Origin of the sequence: Herminiimonas fonticola, from assembly GCF_003293745.1 — a bacterium.
In the GTDB taxonomy this organism is placed as follows: Bacteria; Pseudomonadota; Gammaproteobacteria; order Burkholderiales; family Burkholderiaceae_D; genus Oxalicibacterium; species Oxalicibacterium fonticola.
Genome location: NZ_PTLZ01000001.1, coordinates 30,661 through 49,347 on the forward strand (window position 1 = coordinate 30,661; position 18,687 = coordinate 49,347).

The window sequence follows — 18,687 nt, forward strand, 5'->3', positions numbered from 1 at the left end:
ATTAACGCTGCACCACAAACGGTTTGGCGCCCGCCATACCGTGCACTTGCGCAGCCGCAGCAGCAGCCGCTTCACGGGTAGCGAACGGACCGCTGTACAAACGGAATAAATTATTCGACGGTTCGACAGTCAATTGCGGCAGGACGCCGCCTGCATCTTGTACCAAACGCGTGCGTACACTTTCCGCATTGACGGCTTGCGAATACGCACCGAATTGCAGGTAAAAACCACTCGCTACTGGCGTTGCAGCAGAGCTGGACGAGGTACTCCCATTCGAAACAAATGTAACCGGCTGTATCGCCGCTGGCGCCAACTGCGTGGATTCGGTCATCGGCATCGCAACTACCTCCATCGCCACGGTAGATGTAGATGCATTCCCTTTGTTCGCCAGGATCTGCTCTATATCAGCCGGCAACAATCGTTCAACTTGCAGATCTGCACTGCCATGCCCGATATAACCCAGTTTCAACGCTGCGGTGTACGACAGATCGATCACGCGACTCGAATGGAAAGGCCCGCGATCATTGACGCGCACGATTACTTGTTTGCCGTTGCTTAAATTAGTCACGCGTGCGTACGAAGGTATCGGCAAGGTCGGATGCGCGGCCGACATTTTGTACATATCGTAGAGTTCGCCGGATGAGGTTTTCTGACCGTGGAATTTTTTGCCATACCAGCTGCCGCGTCCTTTCTGTTTGAAGGGTCGCGCATCGGTAATCGGCACATACTGCTTGCCGAATACAACGTAGGGTTTATTGCCACTTTTTGAATACGGCTCGATGCGCGGCTCTGCATCCGGCGTATCCAGCAAACCTTCCGGCGTCACATCGCCCGGACCATCATCCTTGTAGTAACCGCCGCGACCGGAACCGGCAGGCGGCAGATTTGGATGTGCTGCGCTGCCCGAACGTGCCGCAGGCGACTTGCCGGATGAAGAAGTGTCGAGCGGTACGCTGCTGCAGGCGGCCAGTGCCAGAATCGGCAGCAAGACCAGAATGCGCGATGTTGAAAAATTCCATTGCATTGCTTGCTCCTAATGAAGGTTGCCTGCCCATCACAAGCAGTGAAGCGGCGAAATCAGCTTTGCATCAATTTTCTATGGCGCTGTATGCTCATCAAAATACCCACGCCCAAACCGAGCGTGACGAATGCAGTGCCGCCATAACTGACGAATGGCAAAGGCACGCCGACCACCGGCAGAATGCCGCTGACCATTCCCATGTTCACGAATGCGTATGTGAAGAAAATCATCGTGATCGCGCCGGCCAATAGACGGCTGAACAATGTCGGTGCATTGGCCGCGATGATCATGCTGCGTCCGATCAGGAGCAAATACAGCAATAACAAAATGCTGTTGCCGATCAAGCCAAATTCTTCCGAGAATACCGCAAAGATAAAATCGGTAGTGCGTTCGGGAATGAATTCCAGATGTGCCTGGGTGCCATTCAACCATCCTTTGCCGGTGATGCCACCGGAACCGATCGCAATCGTCGACTGGATAATATGGAAGCCCTTGCCTAGCGGATCTGTGGTTGGGTCAATCAAGGTCAACACCCTGCCTCTTTGATAGTCATGCATCATCGACCATACAACCGGCAGGCTGGCCAGCATGGTTATCACGGCCGCCACAATGACTTTCCATGACAGGCCGGCAAAGAAGATCACATAAAACCCGGCCGCCAATACCAGCAATGAAGTACCCAGATCCGGCTGACGCATGATCAGACCTACAGGCGCAACCAGCAACAAGCCAGCAACCAGAAACTCACGCCAGCGCGTCATGCCTTCACGTTTTTGAAAAAACCACGCCAGCATCATCGGCATTGCGATCTTCATGATTTCGGACGGCTGAATAATCATGCCGACATTGATCCAGCGTCTTGCGCCATTCCTGATCAAGCCAAACATCGCCACGCCGACCAGCAAGCTCACGCCAACGATGTACAGCGGCACCGCAAAGCGCATCAACGTCTGCGGCGGAATCATTGCAGCAATCCACATCACCATGAAGGCGATCATGATGTTGCGAATATGATCTTCAACCCGGCCAGGAAAATCGATGCCGGCAGAATAAAGTGTCACCGTTCCGAGCGCCAGAATCAAACCGACAATCAGGATCAAGGGGCCATCGAATACCTGCACGTAAGGCTGCAAGATTTGCCATGGAGAACGCTTGTTCATGCACGCTCCAATCGCAACAATGCATACATGTGTAGAAATCGTATCGATGGCGTCATGGATTTAATCTGTGAGTTCATCTTCTGGAATAGGCGCAACTTTGACTGGTGCCTTCATGTCAGGACGCTTGCCCAGCAAATAAAAATCCATCGCCACCTTGGCAATCGGCGCAGCAGCAGCGCCCCCGAAACCGCCGTTCTCGACGATGAGGGCGATCGCTATACGTGGATTGTCAGCCGGTGCAAATGCCGTGTACAAAGCGTGATCGTGGTGTCTGTCCGAGATTTTGCTCGCATCGTATTTCTCACCTTTTTTGATCGCGATCACTTGCGCAGTACCGGTCTTGCCGGCAGACACATACTCTGCTTTGGAAAACACACGTGCACCGGTACCTTCCTTGTTGACACCGACCAGTGCGCGCTTGATGACATCGATGTTTTCCTGCTTCAAGGGAATGCGATAACTTTCTTTCGGCACCGTCAATGTACGTTGACGTGTCACGCCGTTTTCAATTTCCCGCACCAGATGCGGCTTCATGACAATGCCATTATTCGCCAGTGTTGCGGTCGCATGTGCCATCTGTAACGGTGTAAACGAGTTATAACCTTGACCAATACCGATGGAAATGGTTTCGCCGGCATACCATCTTTTTTGTTCCGGTTTTTTGTATGCAGCAGCCTTCCATGCGGTGGATGGCAACACGCCGGTGCGTTCAAACTTCAGATCGATACCGGTCTTCTGGCCGAAGCCGAACGGCTTCATGAAATCATGTATCGTGTCGACGCCAAGATCGTTGGCCAGCATGTAGTAATAAGTATCGCAAGATTGCACTATCGATTTGTACATATCGACCATGCCATGCCCGCCTTCTTTATCGTCGCGGAATTTGTGATTACCGAACCAGAAGAAACCCGGATCGGCAATCGCATCCGACGGTTTGCGCCTACCCAACTCCAAAGCGGCTAATGCCATGAATGGTTTATAAGTCGAACCCGGCGGATAGGCCCCCGACAACGGACGATTCAACAGCGGATGATCCGGCGAATTATTCAACAAGTCCCAGTTCTGCTGATCGATACCTTCAACAAACAGATTTGGGTCGAAGGTCGGCATCGATACATACGCCAGCACATCGCCGGTCGAAGGTTCGATTGCAATCAAGGCGCCGCGCCTATCGCCGAAAGCCTGTTCGACCACTTTCTGCAATTCAATATCGATAGATAGAATCAGATTGTCGCCGGGCGTCGCTGCAGTGCGTGACAAGGTCCGGATTGGGCGTCCACCAGCGGACACTTCCACTTCTTCGTAACCTGTACGTCCGTGCAATTTATCTTCGTAGTTTTTTTCCAGACCTTCTTTGCCGATGTGTTCGGTGCCACGATAGTTGGTCGCGTCGTCACTAGCGTCGATTTCTTTCGCTTCACGCGTATTGATGCGGCCGATGTAACCGATTACATGCGAGGCAACCGAGCCGAGTGGATACTGGCGAAACAGGCGCGCCTGAATCTCAACGCCGGGGAAGCGATAACGTTGCGCAGAAAATCGTGCGACTTCTTCATCGGTCAAGCGCACGCGTATCGGTGAACTGGCCAGATTGCGTGATTCTTCCTGCAGCTTCTTGAAACGCTTGCGATCTTTCGGTTGAATATCGACCAGTGTCGCCAATTCATCAATCAGCGTTTCAAGATCGCCGTCGATTTTTGAAGGAGTGATTTCCAGCGTATAGGCAGAGTAATTACGCGCCAGCACCACACCGTTTCTATCCAGGATCAGACCGCGATTTGGCACGACAGGCACGACGGAAATCCGATTTTCTTCAGCCTGCGCTACATAATCGTTGTGTTTGTATACCTGCAACCAGATGAAGCGCGCCAGCAGGCAGCCGAACAAAACAAACACCATCACGCCCGCCACAGACAGGCGCAGGCGGAAGAGATGTAATTCGCGTTCGGTATTTTTTAATTCAGTCATTCGGCGTCAATACCGGCTGTCGGTGATGGCACATCAAAGCGGCCGCGTGTCGTCGCGATTGATCGCCCGGCGCTGCGGCGCGAGTAAGATCCACGCCACAATAGGCCAGAGTAAAGCAGAAACTATGCTCTCTGCAAAATACAACCAACCCGGAAATCTGCCACCCACAATCAAGCGGACAATCAGCTCCACGATCTGCGCCCCCAGCAACAATACGAACACATGCAATGCTTGTGTGCCGGCTGGGAACCACAGTACACGCCTATGAATCATGATGGCGAAGTAAGACAGCAGCGTGTACGCCAATGCGTTCTCACCGAGCACCGCTGCATCATGCACATCCATCAGCAGCCCCATGAAAAACGCGACGCCGATACCTACCTTGCGCGGCTGATGCATGCTCCAGAACACCAGAATCAACGCAACAAAATCGGGAATGCCTATCCATTGCCCCCATGGCAGCAGGTTCAACAAAAATGCCGCGATCAAACTCACCGCTATAAAAAGCGGACTGGCCGGCAACAGAATGTAATGTGGCTGATGATTCATCGTGTGGATGTCGCTGGCTGTGAGGCAGATGCAGGCGCGGGCGGAGATTCAACAATACCTTTGCCCGACGTACCGTTGGTGCGGCTTGCAGCATGCCGCAAGATGCCGGTCATTTTTGCGTTCTTGTCTTTTGTATCGTCTGCCGGACGTGGTTCGGCTTTGTTCGCGGTCAATAGAATCAGCAATTGACGATTGCGATCGAGCCCTGCGGAAGGCTGGCACACGATGCGCGCGAATGAATCTGTCGATTTGTTTTCTACCAGCGACACCGTCGCAACGGCAAGGCCAGGCGGATAAATGCCATCAATACCAGACGTCACCAATACATCGCCTTTTTGAATATCCGCATTGGTCGGCATGAAGCGCAGATCGAGTACATTCGATTGACCACGGCCATAGGCCACGCTGCGCAAGCCATTACGCACGACTTGCACCGGAATCGCCTGATTCTTGTCCGTCAACAAAGTGACTTCGGACGTAAATGGAAAAACGCGTGTGACCTGACCCACCACACCGATGTGATCAATCACCGGCTGGCCCGGCGCCACACCGTGTTGAAGGCCGCGATCCAGCACGATCTTGCGGGTGAATGCATCACGCGTGTCATACAGAATTTCGCCCATCACCGACTTCACCGGCAAACGTTCGCTGGTCCCGAGCAAATGACGCAATTGAGCATTTTCAGCCAGCAGTTGCTGACCTTGCTGCAAAGTCCGCGCGTTGGCGGTTTGCTGCAGTTTGAGTTTTTCGTTTTCCGATTTGATATCGGAAAGTGAAGTGAAATAATCGCCGATGGAATAAAGAACATCGCGCGGCGCGAGCGCAACGACCTGTAGCGGGTACAAGGCGGTGGAAATCACCTGGCGCACTACAGCAAGCGAGCGCATGTGCGAATCGACACCCAATAGCACCAATGCAATCAGGGCGAAGAACACCATCTTTGCGCGTGCCGAGGCACCTTGTTTGAAGAGTGGTGGCGGGCTGTATTCCATTTAATACTTGTTGGCGAACCTGCCGAAGACCATCTGTACAGGCTGCGCTGTCAGGACATTGCGTCCTGCAGCCGCAGCTTGCGTTACAAAAAATTGTGCTTTCATGACAGTGTGCATGTCAGCCCGCCAAAGATAAAACCGTGTGCTCGAATTATTCGTAAGAGAAAATCGAACCCAATTTATCCATACGCTCCAGCGCCATGCCGGAACCGCGCACCACACAGGTCAGTGGATCTTCGGCGACGATCACAGGCAAACCGGTTTCTTCCATCATCAGACGATCCAGATCGCGCAGCAATGCGCCACCACCGGTCAGCATCATGCCTTTTTCGGCAATGTCGGCACCGAGTTCAGGCGGCGTTTGTTCCAGCGCGTTTTTAACTGCAGAAACGATGTTGTTCAGCGGATCGGTCAGCGCTTCGAGAATTTCGTTGCTGGAAATCGTGAACGAACGTGGAATGCCTTCGGACAAATTGCGGCCTTTGACTTCCATTTCGCGCACTTCGGAGCCAGGGAAAGCCGAACCGATTTCCTTCTTGATCGCTTCAGCAGTTTGTTCGCCAATCAGCATGCCGTAGTTGCGGCGGATGTAGTTGACGATCGCTTCGTCGAACTTGTCGCCGCCAACGCGGATCGAGCCTTTATAGACCATACCGCCCAGCGAGATGATGCCGACTTCAGTTGTACCGCCACCGATATCGACCACCATCGAACCCGTTGCATCCGATACCGGCAAGCCGGCACCGATCGCCGCAGCCATCGGCTCTTCAATCAGATAAACCTGCGCTGCACCAGCGCCCAATGCCGATTCGCGAATCGCACGACGCTCAACCTGGGTAGAACCGCAAGGAACGCAAATGATAATGCGAGGGGAAGGCTTGAAGAGTTTGGTGTCGTGCACCATGCGGATGAACTGCTTGAGCATTTGCTCGGTGACGGTGAAGTCGGCGATCACGCCGTCTTTCATCGGACGGATCGCCTCGATATTGCCCGGCACTTTACCCAGCATCTGCTTGGCTTCCTTACCGACGGCCATGATGGTTTTCTTGCCGTTCGGGCCGCCTTGCTGGCGAATTGCGACCACCGAAGGTTCGTCCAGTACTATGCCCAGGCCACGAACATAAATCAGAGTATTGGCGGTACCCAAGTCAATTGCCAGGTCATTCGAAAAATAACTACGTAAATATCCAAACATGAATTGTCCCGGTGCGCAGCGCTGGTGCGCCTAATAAGGTAAATAAGAAATTAACTACGAGAGTAATTACGTGTGCAAAGAGCCAAATTTATTACCGCGGCAGCCCAATATCGGCGCCAGCAAGGCATTAACCCGATATTCTACCTTATAATTTACATTAAATTAGTCGTCCAAAACGCCAAAAATGTAAGCGGAACGATACATTTTGCCAAGCATTTGCTGGCACAAGAAGCCTTTTGCACGCCTCGATTCTTTTCTGATTCCTTTAACATTAAACAGCGGCCAGACCGCGACCCAACCATGTCTCTAGCTCTTTCCGATGTCAAACGTCTATCAATGCTCGCGCAAATCGACCTCACCGAGGCGCAATCCGAACAAACGCTGGATAAGTTAAATGGCATCTTCGCACTGGTTGAACAATTGACTGCCGTGGATACGACAGGCGTAGAACCGCTGAATCATCCGATCGCCATGTTGCTGCCGGATCTGTCGCTGCGCCTGCGCGAAGACAAAGTCAGCGAGCCGAATCGTCGCGACGATTACCAGCAAGTTGCACCAGCCACGCAAGACGGCTTGTATCTGGTGCCGCAAGTCATCGAATAAGTTTTAGCGCGGCTTTTGCAGCAAAGGCAGCAACGCGCAATCGGAACAGACCTTATTCCGCAACCGAATACCGACATTGATCATGCATACCAAAACCATCAAAGAATTATCCGTCCTGCTGCAGACTAAAAAAGTCTCGGCGACCGAATTGTCGAAACTATTCCTGGATCGTATCAAGGCCAGCGATTTGAATTCATTTCTGCATGTGGATGAAGCACTGACTCTACAACAGGCAGCGGCCGCAGACCAACGTATTGCCAGCGGCGACACGACTGTACTGACAGGCGTACCGATTGCGCACAAGGATATTTTCGTTACGCGCGGCTGGCGCTCGACCGCCGGCTCGAAGATGCTGGAAAATTACGTCAGCCCCTTCGACGCAACCGTGGTGGAAAACTTCAATCAAGCCGGCATGGTCACACTGGGCAAACTGAATTGCGATGAATTCGCGATGGGTTCATCGAATGAAAATTCCTATTTCGGCGCAGTCAAGAATCCATGGGACAAGATCGCGATTCCAGGCGGTTCGTCCGGCGGCTCAGCTGCAGCAATCGCCGCACGCCTGACACCCGCATCTACCGCGACAGACACCGGCGGCTCGATCCGCCAACCGGCAGCCTTGTGTGGCGTGACCGGCATCAAACCAACTTATGGCCGCGTGTCGCGCTTCGGCATGATTGCATTTGCATCTTCCCTCGATCAAGGCGGCCCGATTGCAAAAACCGCCGAAGATTGCGGCCTGTTATTGAATGCAATGGTCGGTTTCGATGAACGCGATTCGACCAGCATAGAACGCGAGAAGGAAGATTTCACCCGCGACTTGAACCTCAGCTTGCAAGGTTTGAAAATCGGTATCCCGCGCGAATATTTCGGCGCTGGTTTATCTGCCGATGTAGAACAAGCCGTACGTACTGCGCTGAAAGAATATGAAAAGCTGGGCGCCACCTTGGTCGATATTTCATTGCCGAAAACCGAACTGTCGATTCCAACTTATTACGTGATTGCACCGGCTGAAGCATCGTCCAATCTGAGTCGTTTCGACGGTGTACGTTACGGTTTCCGCGCCAAGGACTACACGGACTTATCCGACATGTATTGCAAGACGCGCGCGCAAGGTTTTGGCGATGAAGTCAAACGCCGCATCCTGGTTGGCGCCTATGTGCTGTCGCATGGTTATTACGACGCTTACTACCTGCAGGCGCAAAAAATACGCCGCTTGATTGCGCAGGATTTCCAGCAAGCATTCACGCAATGCGACGTCATCATGGGGCCGGTTGCGCCGACCGTCGCGTGGGATCTGGGCGACAAGGCCGATGATCCAATCGCAAACTATCTGGCTGATATTTTTACGCTGTCGACCAGCCTCGCAGGCTTGCCCGGCATGTCGATTCCCTGCGGCTTCGGGCAAGGCGAAAAAAATGCGAAGCGTCCGGTTGGCCTGCAAATCATAGGCAATTATTTTGCCGAAGCAAAATTGCTGAACGTTGCGCATCAATATCAGCAAGCGACCGACTGGCATCTGCGCCAGCCGACCGAGTAAGCAATCGTCACATCAGTCAAACACGCACAACGCGAACAAGGAAATATCATGCAGTGGGAAGTCGTAATCGGTCTGGAAACGCATACGCAGTTGACGACTCAGACAAAAATTTTCAGCGGCTCACCGACGCAATTCGGCGCAGCGCCAAACACGCAAACCTCGCCGGTTGATCTGGCCTTGCCCGGCTCATTGCCGGTAATGAATCGTGGCGCGGTCGAACGTGCCATCCAGTTTGGTCTCGCAATAGGTGCAACGATTGCGCCGCACTCGGTGTTTGCACGTAAAAATTATTTCTATCCCGATCTGCCCAAGGGTTACCAGATCAGCCAGATGGATTTGCCAATCGTGCAAGGCGGCCGCATCTCTTTCGCAATGGAAGTCGACGGCAAAACCGAGATTCGTTCCGTGCAATTGACGCGCGCGCATCTGGAAGAAGATGCCGGCAAATCGCTGCATGAGGATTACCACGGCATGACCGGCATCGACTTGAATCGCGCCGGCACACCCCTGCTGGAAATCGTCACCGAACCGGATATGCGTAGCGCCGCAGAAGCGGTTGCCTACGCCAAGGCGCTGCACACGCTGGTGACCTGGATAGGCATCTGCGACGGCAATATGCAGGAAGGCTCATTCCGCTGCGACGCCAACGTCTCGGTACGTCCGGTCGGACAAAAAGAATACGGCACACGTTGCGAGATCAAGAATCTGAACTCCTTCCGCTTCATGGAAGACGCAATCAATTATGAAGTGCGCCGCCAGATCGAATTGATAGAAGACGGCGGCCGCGTTGTACAAGCGACTCGTCTATACGATCCGGATAAAAAAGAAACGCGCGAAATGCGCAGCAAGGAAAACGCGCACGATTACCGCTATTTCCCCGATCCGGATTTGCCGCCACTCGTCGTCAGCGCAGCATGGATAGCACGCGTACAAGCTGCGATGCCGGAACTGCCAGGTGCAATGCGCGAGCGTTTTGTGCGCGATTACAGCTTGTCGGAATATGACGCAGCGATATTGACGCAATCAAAAGCGATGGCAAATTACTTTGAAGCCGTCACCGCAATCACAGGCAAGGAACAAGCCAAGCCGGCTGCAAACTGGTTGATGGGCGACGTCGCATCGACACTCAATCGCGAAGGCATCGAGATCACCGCGTCCCCAGTCAGCGCAGCGCAACTCGCCTTGCTATTGCAACGCATCGCCGATGGCACCATCTCCAACAAACTGGCGAAAGAAGTATTCAGCGCGATGTGGGACGCCAAATCAGACAGCGCAACCTTAGCCGACGAAGTGATCGAATCGAAAGGCTTGAAGCAAATTTCCGATAGCGGTGCACTGGAGAAAATCGTCGATGACGTATTGGCAGCGAACGCCAAATCGGTGGAAGAATTCCGCGCCGGCAAGGAACAGGCCATTAATGCTCTGATGGGGCAGGCGATGAAGGCCAGTAAAGGGAAGGCCAATCCTGCGCAGCTCACTGAATTGCTGAAGAAAAAACTGACGGCTTGATTAAGTAAGGCAAAAACAAAAAGCGCGCTCCGTAAAATGAGCGCGCTTTTTTATGCAACGAAAAAAAGGGGGAACAGAGCAGTTTTTAAAATTTTCCAAGCCATTCAAATGGAAACATTTATATACCGCCTAGACAGTTCCCGACCGCTAAAAATCTCCTGCGTACTTTCTAGCCAAGGTTATCGAGCAGATGCCGTTATAATTTCGCGATAACGTTGCAGCGTCAAATCGTATTTGGCATGGACTTGCGCCAATTCGATTTCGCTATCGCTGATTCTGACCTTCAGATCACGCACGTTTTGGTCGGCTCGATCCAGTTTGTATTGCAAACCCGCTGGAACCACGCCTTTTTTCTTTTGCGCTTCGACTGCTGCTTGCGCTTCTTTCCAGTCTCTATCTGCGCTCGACAAGGCTTTCTTTTGCTGGGCGATCTGATCGCTGATGACGCTGGTGTCGCGTTTGCGTGCGGCCGTGATGTCTTCTTCGCTGCGATAGCGTGCAGATAGGGCGCGGTCTGATTTTTTCTGTTCATCAGCAGCGACCAGTTCGGCTTTTTTCTTGTCGTCCTGCTGCTGTTTTTCGCGTTTTTGCTCTGCAGTGAGCGGCGCGGAAATATCTCTTTTTACTGCGCCGTTATTGCCGTATTCGCGGATTGCGCGATCTGCGCACTCCGGAATAGGTCTGTCGGAAGTGAGAGTACGGCCGGATGCGTCCTTGCACATGTATATGGCTGCGTGCGCACCCGACGCGATGAATATTGAGAGAAAAACCAGTGTCTTGACTGCACCTTTCATTTCACTCCCCAGAATAAAACAACGGCTGTTAGGTCACGCCGTACCTTTTGCGATAAGCAGCGACTGCATCCTTGTACTGCGCCTGTTCGGAATCGGCTCCCGCATTCGACAGGTATTCAAACAAATCCGACAAATTACCGATTGATACCACCGGCATGTCGTAGGTCTTACTGACTTCCTGCACCGCCGAATGGGCGGACAAGGCATCGTCTGCGCCCGAGCGTTCCATCCGGTCCAGCGCAATCAATACTGCACATGGCGTTGCACCTGCCGCACGGATCATGTCTACCGATTCGCGCACCGAGGTACCGGCAGAAATCACGTCATCGATAATCACCACACGCCCTTGCAACTTGGCACCGACCATGGTGCCGCCTTCGCCGTGATCCTTGGCTTCCTTGCGATTAAACGCAAACGACACATCGCGGCCCTTGTTCGCCAGCGCCACTGCGGTCGCCGAAGCGAGCGTGATGCCTTTGTACGCAGGGCCAAACAGCATGTCGAATTCGACACCCGAATCGATCAGGGTCTGCGCATAAAACTCTGCCAGACGCGCCAGCGTGCCACCCTGATTAAACAGTCCGGCATTAAAAAAATAAGGCGAGGTGCGACCGGCCTTGGTAACGAATTCGCCGAAACGCAATACGCCGGTATCAACCGAAAACTTGATGAATTCTTGCCGTAAATTGTTCAAAGCAACTCCATAACGGGTAAAAGTGACGAAAATTGTCGCTATTTGCGCGACCAAGGCCACATTTTAAATCGTTATCGGATGCACATGCCGGTAAATGCAAAGGGCATGCCCGGCGCCTAAAGACCAAGTGCATTGAATCGGTTATCCTGAGCGCCTCATTTTTTAAACGACTGCCATGTTAAAAATTATCTCCGCCAATTTGAATGGCATACGCTCAGCCGCAAAAAAAGGCTTCTTTCCGTGGATCGCAAAACACGATGCGGATTTTATCTGCGTGCAGGAACTGAAAGCGCAGGAAGCGGACATGACGCCGGAGTTTTTGACGCCGGAAGGTTACTTCGGCTATTTCCACTACGCCGAGAAAAAAGGTTATTCCGGCGCCGGCGTATATTGCAAAACCAAACCGGACAATGTGCAGATCGGCTTTGGCTGCAGCGAATTCGATGCGGAAGGCCGCTATGTGCAATGCGACTTCGGCAATCTGAGTGTAATTTCCGTCTACTGTCCGTCCGGCTCATCCAGCGAAGAACGTCAACTGGCGAAGTTCCGTTTCATGGACGTATTTCTGCCGCACTTGCTGGCATTGAGGGCACTCGGTCGCGAGTTCGTCATCTGCGGCGACTGGAATATTGCACACAATGAAATCGATCTGAAAAACTACAAAGGCAACAAGAAAAATTCCGGCTTCCTGCCTGAAGAACGTGCGTGGCTGACGCGTGTGCTCGATGAGGTGGAACTGGTTGATGCCTATCGCCACCTGCATCCGACGACGACGGAGGAATGCTATACATGGTGGAGCAATCGCGGTCAGGCATGGGCCAAGAACGTAGGCTGGCGCATCGATTATCAAATCGCGACGCGCAATCTGGCAGCCACGGCGAAGACTACGTCCATCTACAAGGACGAACGCTTCAGCGACCATGCGCCACTGACGGTTGATTACGACTGGAAATAAATCAGGCGGCTGACCGAGCGGGAGTCCTGCTTGGTCAGTTCCCTTCAAGACCTTTTCACGAAGCTGTCACAAAGCGTTTTTATACTCCCTACAACGCGGGGATCGCACGACAAATTCCATTTCAGGCTTGCGGCCACACGCGCCTCGCAACTCACCTTACCCTGGAAAAAACATGTCCGATCAAACTTCGCTTTTTCGTCGCCAAACCCTGAAATTTCTTGCCAGCGCGCCGCTACTGCCACTGGGCGCCTCATCTGCCTTGCTTGCTGCTTGCGGCGTCATCACCACCAAATCGCAATCGGCAGAATACGTTTCCACCAGCTTCACATCGATGGCAGCACCTACGCTGGCAAATGCCGCTGCGATGGCGACCACGGCAGTCGGCGCAACGCTCAATGTTCATTACGGTGACAACTCCACGCAACGATACAAACTCGCGTATCAACCATTCTTCATTACCGGCGAACAAGTACCGGATGGCAAAGGTGGCACTATCCTGAGTGGCGGCTACTTCGACATTCACAACAAACCCATTATCGATAAATCGGTCGCCGGCAAAGAACGTCAATTCTTTTCGGATGCACCCGATGGCACGTCACTATTGTCGCTGCCAAATCCAAGCGTGACCGGCATCAAGGGCAAAGCCGTGTTCGCCGTCGTCCAGTTTGAATACCTGACTCGCGATCAGCTGGGTGCAGCAAGCGACAAGAACAATGCCTACGGCACTTTGCCATCCCCAATTGCCGTGCTGACGCTGGATCAGAATCAACAGACTGGCAAACTCAGCCTGGTTAAATATCACAACGTCGATACGTCGAGTGCTCACGGCTTGTGGATTACCTGCGGTGCCAGCCTGTCGCCGTGGAACACACATCTGTCCAGCGAAGAATACGAACCGGATGCGCAGTTCATCGCTGAAAACACTCTCTTCAAAAAATACAGCAAGAATCTGTTCGGCGATGAAAACAAAGCCAATCCCTATCACTACGGCCATCTGCCGGAAGTAACGGTTAATCCGGATGGTAGCGGCACGATCAAGAAGCACTATTGTCTGGGTCGCATCTCGCACGAGTTGATACAAGTGATGCCGGACAATCGCACCGTGTTGATGGGCGACGATTACACCAATGGCGGCTTCTTCATGTTTGTCGCGGATAGAGAAAAAGATTTGTCGGCAGGTACCTTGTATGTCGCCAAAGTCGGCGCAGGTTTTTCCGTCGATCCATACGCATTGGGTGCAACGCTAAGCTGGATCAAACTGGGACATGCCACCAGCACTGAAATCGAGAAACTGGCCGACACCTTGAAGCCGTCCGACATCATGAGCAGCGTGAAGACCGATCCGCTCGATGCCAGCTATACCAAGATTTTTGCCGATGGCGTTGCCAACTGGGTCAAACTGAAACCGGGCATGGAAAAAGCCGCAGCCTTTCTCGAAACACATCGCTACGCCAACCTGGTCGGTGCCAGCATGGGTTTCACCAAGATGGAAGGCACGACCGTCAACATCAAGGATAAGATCGCATACTCCGCGCTGCAGAATATCCAGAACTCGATGGTCAAAAACGATCCCGCATGGCGCGCATCGACCGGCATCACGATCAACAAGGCCATCGTGGCTGGCGGCGTATTCGCACACAATCTGGATGGCGATCAAAAAGATACGAGCGGCATAACGATCAAGAGCGAATGGGTACCGATCAAAACCAAGGCCTTGCTGGTAGGCGAAGACACGCCGGCGGATGCATTGGGCAACCTCGCCAATCCGGAAAAAATTGCGAATCCCGACAACCTGAAATTCTCGGAAAAAATGCGCACGCTATTCATAGGCGAAGACAGTAGTACGCACGTGAATAATTTTTTATGGGCGTACAACGTCGACACGAAAAAACTGTCGCGCATCATGTCCATGCCAGCCGGCGCAGAAGCAACCGGCTTGCATGCTGTCGACGAAATCAATGGCTGGACTTACATCATGAGCAACTTCCAGCATGCGGGCGACTGGAGTGGAAAATTGCACAGCAAGGTGAAAGATCAACTCGATCCATTGATCAAGGCCAACTACAACGATAGATTCGGCGCAGCAGTTGGTTACCTGACCGCCGAACCGACGCAGATGACTTTAACTAAAAAACAATCAATCTAGATTACTCAAATTTTTGCAAAGCATTTGGGTAGCCCAGCCAATACAACAAAGCGGAGCCTGAGCTCCGCTTTGTTGTATTGGCTGCCGCATGTTTCATTTTTACTTGCGGCCTAAAGTCTACCGGGCGCAGGGACTGCTAAGCCTCTACAATTCAGCCTTCAGCCAGTTCGCCGCATAAGCACCTAATTCCATGTCTACCGAATATCCGTTGCCACTCACATCACGTTTAGCCCGCTTCCACTCCATCGCCACACCGTTTCTTTTCATTTTGCTCGGCGTGATCTATGCATCGTGGGCGGCGCGCATTCCGGCGATACGTGATGCGCTGCAATTGAGCCCTTCGCAACTGGGCATCGTATTGCTGGGTGGCGGCTTTGGCGCAGTCGGATCGTTTCCACTCGCAGCGTGGATGGTGAACAAATTCGGCGGACGCCGCGCAGCATGGTATTCGGGATTGGGATTGATCCTTGTCTTGCCGAGTCTGGCGCTCGCGCCCAGCATGGTGTGGCTAGCCATCGTTGCGATTGCCCTGGGTGCTGCATCAGGTTGTTTTGACGTTGCCATCAATGCAATCGGCACCGCCCATGAAAAAGCGGCGGGGCGCTCGACCATGTCTTTGTTGCACGCATGGTTCAGCTTGGGCGCAGTATGCGGCGCACTGCTTGGCAGTGCGATGGCGGGATTCGCCATTACACCACTGATGCATTTCAGCATTGCGTCGCTTCTCTTGTTGTTGCCTTTGTATATCGCTTATCAAGCGCTGCCGCCGGACCAGATCGTGCATGCAGAAAGCAAGGCGATGTTCGCTGTCGCGCACGGCCCTTTGGTCGCACTCGGCATCATCGGTTTTTGCGGTGCGGTGGCGGAAGGGTCGATTGCCGACTGGAGCGGTGTCTTCATGAAAGATGAAATGGGCGCGCACGATGGTGTCGCACCTTTGGCCTACGCCGGCTTTGCTGCATTGATGTTGTTGGCACGCATGGTGTGCGATCGCTTGAAAGATAGATTCGGCGCACGGCGTGTCGTCGCAAGCGGCGCATTGTTTGCCGCATTTGGCATCTTCGTCGCCATTGCAGCGTTGAATATTCCGTTGACGATTATCGGTTTTGCTTTCGCCGGCGCCGGGTTTGCCGCGGTGTTTCCATTTGTTTTCAGCGCAGCCGGCCGACATGGCTCAACTGCATTGGCAGCAGTCGCGACCTTCAGTTACAGCGGTGGCTTGATCGGGCCACCAGTGGTAGGTTTTCTGGCGCAAGGTTGGGGCATGCAAGTTGCGGTCGGATTGATAGGCGTGATGGCGATTGCCATTGCCATCGCAGCCAGTCGCGCGCGCTGGCTGGAGTAGAAACTACATTTTCAACCAGCCGCGCTGATGCACGTGGTGCAATACGATGCCGGCGACAAATCCTGCGCCTACATTCCACATGCAAAGTGCGGCAGTCAATAACACGACTGCGCGCGCACCACGATCAGTCGGGAAAGCGCTGCAACCAAGCGCCAGTTGCGCACCGCTTAAAAACAGAATCACGCCAAGCACGGCAGCCGGAAAAATCTTGAACAGCAGGTCGACGGAATCGCTGAAGAAAAAAGCCAGCACCAGTAGTACGCCACCGAGAATCACCACAGAGCCACCGGTTCTTGCGCCGAAGGCAATATGCCCAGCCATGCCGCCGGCACCATGGCACATAGGCACGCCACCCACAGAAGCACTGAACAAATTCATGATGCCGGTGGAAATCGATATGCCACCTTCCGTCACTGCGCGTTGCGGAAACAGGCGATTGTTTTCTTCCTTGATGGCGATCACTGCATTGCCTAATGTCAGTGGCAATTGCGGCAGCGCCAGCAATACTGCGCCTACAAAAAACTGATTCCAGGATAGTGCGCCCAATGCAAACGTAGGCGCATGAAAAGCGATGTCGGTTTTTGACAAGGCATCCAGCAGTGCTGGATTTTGCAGCACGCCGACCAGTACGCCAAATGCCAGCAACACAAACATGGCCGGGATTTTTTTATTCCCCATCAACAGCAGGGTGCCGATACCGGCGATGACGGCAATCAGCCAATCGCTTTGCATCATCTTTATGCCTTGCAGCATGAAGCCGAAACCCAGCCCGAATACAATACCAATCACCACTGTCGGCGGCACCATCTTCGCCAGGCGCGAAGCCAGTCCGGTCAAGCCGAGAAACAACCACGCACAGCCAGTCACCAGCGCTGCGCTATAGACTGCGGCGGGAGTAACGATGGCCGTTTGTACCGCCTGCAATGCGGCGACGGCGCCTATCGCTTTCATCGGTTGCACAGGAATCGGCGTCTGGTAATACAAACCCGCCACCAGCATCGCCATCCCAAAAGCAAACAGTACGCCGAACGGGTCCATCTTCAGCACGCCGATGTAGGCAGCAATGAACGGGATCAAGGTTCCCAGATCGCCAAACGCGCCCGCCCATTCCATGCGGTCATAGCGATTGCCGCTGGCCGCTACTGCGTCAGGAAGAGGGTAATGGATACGTTCACGGTTTTCCAAAATGGATTCAGGAAATCGATGCCAACGGTAAATTCAATAATAGATTTTGCGGTTTGATACGCAGCACATCTGATGTGTTCATCGCACACGCAAGATAAACCGGACGGCCGGCGACATCGGGCCGCACTACCGACGGATCGACGAAATCAAGTTGAAAGAGGGAGAGGATGCGACGATTGCGCGCTTCGTCCAGCTCGACGCCGGCATATAGATCATTGAGTATGCCAGTCGCTTCTGCATCCAGACCGATATGCCACGCCCAGTGCTTGGCTTCGATGGCACGCAATGGTCTCACCACTACCGCGACACCGTAGAAATGAGTTATCCATTTTTCAATGACGCGACAAAATGCAGTCAAGGCAGCGCGGCCGTAAGCAAAACTGACGACAGTATCGTGACGTTCATTGCGCGCCCAATAAGTCTGGGCGTTTTCCTGATCGATGACATCGAGTTCGACACGGCGCGGTTTGGTATTGGCTTCGATCAGCAATCTGCCGATATCGCCATAGTTGCTGCCGCTGGCATGCAGATCCACCGTTGCAGCATCGGCCAGCATGACGGCACTTTCTTCTATCGCCACTTTTTGCGGGCGGAAAAACAATTCGGCGGCGCGTACCTGCAATGCTTCTTCCGTGCCTTCCAACATGCCGTGCACAATGATCTGCGCCAACTGGTCGATGAAAACCGGCGGCACAGTCACAGTGCCGGCGCGGAAAATATCGAGATAGGCCGCTTCCAGCGAAGTTGCCGCAAGCAGCCTATCTCGCCATGCCAGCAACACTCGATAGTTCTCGCGTGCATCAGCATCTTCAAATTTCGCAAGCTCTGCCTCGCTTACGGCGCGACGCGGCGCACTCAGCAACGCTGCATGCAAAGCCAATTCATGCGCACAGGATTCGGCAACCGGTGCCACTTCAGGTCTGTGCCACCATGCGCGCAACAAATCATCAGTCAGTACAAGACGACCGTCGGCATCGCGTTGCGCCATAGTGAAGCCGGAATGCGGCCAGAAATCGCTTGATGTCGGCATT

16 protein-coding genes are annotated in these 18,687 nt (G+C 53.3%); 6 read left to right on the top strand and 10 right to left on the bottom strand.

The features are described from left to right. Position 1: 1 nt before the first annotated feature. From Hfont_RS00155 to Hfont_RS00180, 6 genes are all read right to left on the bottom strand, one after another. On the bottom strand, positions 2-1,024 hold the full coding sequence (locus Hfont_RS00155; RefSeq protein WP_112990249.1) for a septal ring lytic transglycosylase RlpA family protein: 1,023 nt from the start codon (positions 1,022-1,024) through the stop codon (positions 2-4). Positions 1,025-1,077: 53 nt separating this feature from the next. Next, on the bottom strand, positions 1,078-2,181 hold the full coding sequence (gene rodA / locus Hfont_RS00160) for a rod shape-determining protein RodA (protein WP_112990250.1): 1,104 nt from the start codon (positions 2,179-2,181) through the stop codon (positions 1,078-1,080). A gap of 60 nt (positions 2,182-2,241) precedes the next feature. Further along, the gene (gene mrdA, locus Hfont_RS00165; RefSeq protein ID WP_112990251.1) at positions 2,242-4,149 is read right to left on the bottom strand and encodes a penicillin-binding protein 2; all 1,908 of its coding nucleotides are present in this window, start codon (positions 4,147-4,149) and stop codon (positions 2,242-2,244) included. Positions 4,150-4,182: 33 nt separating this feature from the next. Then, complete coding sequence (gene mreD, locus Hfont_RS00170; RefSeq protein ID WP_112990252.1) at positions 4,183-4,698, bottom strand: rod shape-determining protein MreD; 516 nt, start codon at positions 4,696-4,698, stop codon at positions 4,183-4,185. Next, on the bottom strand, positions 4,695-5,690 hold the full coding sequence (gene mreC, locus Hfont_RS00175; protein WP_112990253.1) for a rod shape-determining protein MreC: 996 nt from the start codon (positions 5,688-5,690) through the stop codon (positions 4,695-4,697). The genes mreD and mreC overlap by 4 nt, the downstream gene beginning before the upstream one ends. A gap of 151 nt (positions 5,691-5,841) precedes the next feature. Beyond that, positions 5,842-6,885 carry a rod shape-determining protein gene (locus Hfont_RS00180; RefSeq protein ID WP_112990254.1) on the bottom strand — a complete coding sequence of 348 codons (1,044 nt, stop codon included), beginning with the start codon at positions 6,883-6,885 and terminating at the stop codon, positions 5,842-5,844. A gap of 300 nt (positions 6,886-7,185) precedes the next feature. Between Hfont_RS00180 and gatC the strand changes: the two genes are divergently transcribed. From gatC to gatB, 3 genes are all read left to right on the top strand, one after another. After that, complete coding sequence (gatC, locus tag Hfont_RS00185; protein ID WP_112990255.1) at positions 7,186-7,488, top strand: Asp-tRNA(Asn)/Glu-tRNA(Gln) amidotransferase subunit GatC; 303 nt, start codon at positions 7,186-7,188, stop codon at positions 7,486-7,488. 82 nt (positions 7,489-7,570) lie between these two features. Next, entirely contained in the window at positions 7,571-9,028 is a 1,458-nt protein-coding gene (gene gatA, locus Hfont_RS00190) for an Asp-tRNA(Asn)/Glu-tRNA(Gln) amidotransferase subunit GatA (RefSeq protein ID WP_112990256.1), read from the top strand. Positions 9,029-9,073: 45 nt separating this feature from the next. Further along, positions 9,074-10,537 (top strand): Asp-tRNA(Asn)/Glu-tRNA(Gln) amidotransferase subunit GatB, encoded by a 1,464-nt coding sequence (gatB, locus tag Hfont_RS00195; protein WP_277740069.1) that lies wholly within the window; start codon positions 9,074-9,076, stop codon positions 10,535-10,537. 179 nt (positions 10,538-10,716) lie between these two features. Here gatB and Hfont_RS00200 read toward each other — a convergent pair whose 3' ends face one another. Both Hfont_RS00200 and pyrE read right to left on the bottom strand, forming a co-directional pair. Further along, positions 10,717-11,331, bottom strand: coding sequence for a DUF4124 domain-containing protein (locus tag Hfont_RS00200; protein WP_112990258.1), 615 nt, complete (start codon positions 11,329-11,331; stop codon positions 10,717-10,719). 28 nt (positions 11,332-11,359) lie between these two features. Continuing rightward, positions 11,360-12,025 (bottom strand): orotate phosphoribosyltransferase, encoded by a 666-nt coding sequence (pyrE, locus tag Hfont_RS00205; protein WP_112991613.1) that lies wholly within the window; start codon positions 12,023-12,025, stop codon positions 11,360-11,362. Positions 12,026-12,200: 175 nt separating this feature from the next. Between pyrE and Hfont_RS00210 the strand changes: the two genes are divergently transcribed. From Hfont_RS00210 to Hfont_RS00220, 3 genes are all read left to right on the top strand, one after another. After that, positions 12,201-12,980 carry an exodeoxyribonuclease III gene (locus Hfont_RS00210; protein WP_112990259.1) on the top strand — a complete coding sequence of 260 codons (780 nt, stop codon included), beginning with the start codon at positions 12,201-12,203 and terminating at the stop codon, positions 12,978-12,980. Positions 12,981-13,152: 172 nt separating this feature from the next. Then, positions 13,153-15,126: a PhoX family protein gene (locus Hfont_RS00215; RefSeq protein WP_112990260.1), complete on the top strand. Its 1,974-nt coding sequence runs from the start codon at positions 13,153-13,155 to the stop codon at positions 15,124-15,126. A gap of 190 nt (positions 15,127-15,316) precedes the next feature. Continuing rightward, entirely contained in the window at positions 15,317-16,471 is a 1,155-nt protein-coding gene (locus tag Hfont_RS00220; RefSeq protein WP_112990261.1) for an MFS transporter, read from the top strand. 3 nt (positions 16,472-16,474) lie between these two features. On the opposite strand, the gene Hfont_RS00225 is transcribed toward Hfont_RS00220, so the two are convergent. Both Hfont_RS00225 and Hfont_RS00230 read right to left on the bottom strand, forming a co-directional pair. Further along, a complete protein-coding gene (locus Hfont_RS00225; protein ID WP_241522966.1) occupies positions 16,475-17,656 on the bottom strand; it encodes a putative sulfate/molybdate transporter in 1,182 nt (393 codons plus the stop codon). Positions 17,657-17,663: 7 nt separating this feature from the next. Then, a complete protein-coding gene (locus Hfont_RS00230) occupies positions 17,664-18,686 on the bottom strand; it encodes a DUF6352 family protein (RefSeq protein ID WP_112990262.1) in 1,023 nt (340 codons plus the stop codon). Position 18,687: the final 1 nt, after the last annotated feature.

What these genes read in the sequence shown, in the direction of transcription:
- Hfont_RS00155 (WP_112990249.1), bottom strand. Translation starts at nt 1,024, where the DNA reads ATGCAATGGAATTTTTCAACATCGCGCATTCTGGTCTTGCTGCCGATT.
- rodA (WP_112990250.1), bottom strand. Translation starts at nt 2,181, where the DNA reads ATGAACAAGCGTTCTCCATGGCAAATCTTGCAGCCTTACGTGCAGGTA.
- mrdA (WP_112990251.1), bottom strand. Translation starts at nt 4,149, where the DNA reads ATGACTGAATTAAAAAATACCGAACGCGAATTACATCTCTTCCGCCTG.
- mreD (WP_112990252.1), bottom strand. Translation starts at nt 4,698, where the DNA reads ATGAATCATCAGCCACATTACATTCTGTTGCCGGCCAGTCCGCTTTTT.
- mreC (WP_112990253.1), bottom strand. Translation starts at nt 5,690, where the DNA reads ATGGAATACAGCCCGCCACCACTCTTCAAACAAGGTGCCTCGGCACGC.
- Hfont_RS00180 (WP_112990254.1), bottom strand. Translation starts at nt 6,885, where the DNA reads ATGTTTGGATATTTACGTAGTTATTTTTCGAATGACCTGGCAATTGAC.
- gatC (WP_112990255.1), top strand. Translation starts at nt 7,186, where the DNA reads ATGTCTCTAGCTCTTTCCGATGTCAAACGTCTATCAATGCTCGCGCAA.
- gatA (WP_112990256.1), top strand. Translation starts at nt 7,571, where the DNA reads ATGCATACCAAAACCATCAAAGAATTATCCGTCCTGCTGCAGACTAAA.
- Hfont_RS00200 (WP_112990258.1), bottom strand. Translation starts at nt 11,331, where the DNA reads ATGAAAGGTGCAGTCAAGACACTGGTTTTTCTCTCAATATTCATCGCG.
- Hfont_RS00210 (WP_112990259.1), top strand. Translation starts at nt 12,201, where the DNA reads ATGTTAAAAATTATCTCCGCCAATTTGAATGGCATACGCTCAGCCGCA.
- Hfont_RS00215 (WP_112990260.1), top strand. Translation starts at nt 13,153, where the DNA reads ATGTCCGATCAAACTTCGCTTTTTCGTCGCCAAACCCTGAAATTTCTT.
- Hfont_RS00220 (WP_112990261.1), top strand. Translation starts at nt 15,317, where the DNA reads ATGTCTACCGAATATCCGTTGCCACTCACATCACGTTTAGCCCGCTTC.
- Hfont_RS00230 (WP_112990262.1), bottom strand. Translation starts at nt 18,686, where the DNA reads ATGCCGACATCAAGCGATTTCTGGCCGCATTCCGGCTTCACTATGGCG.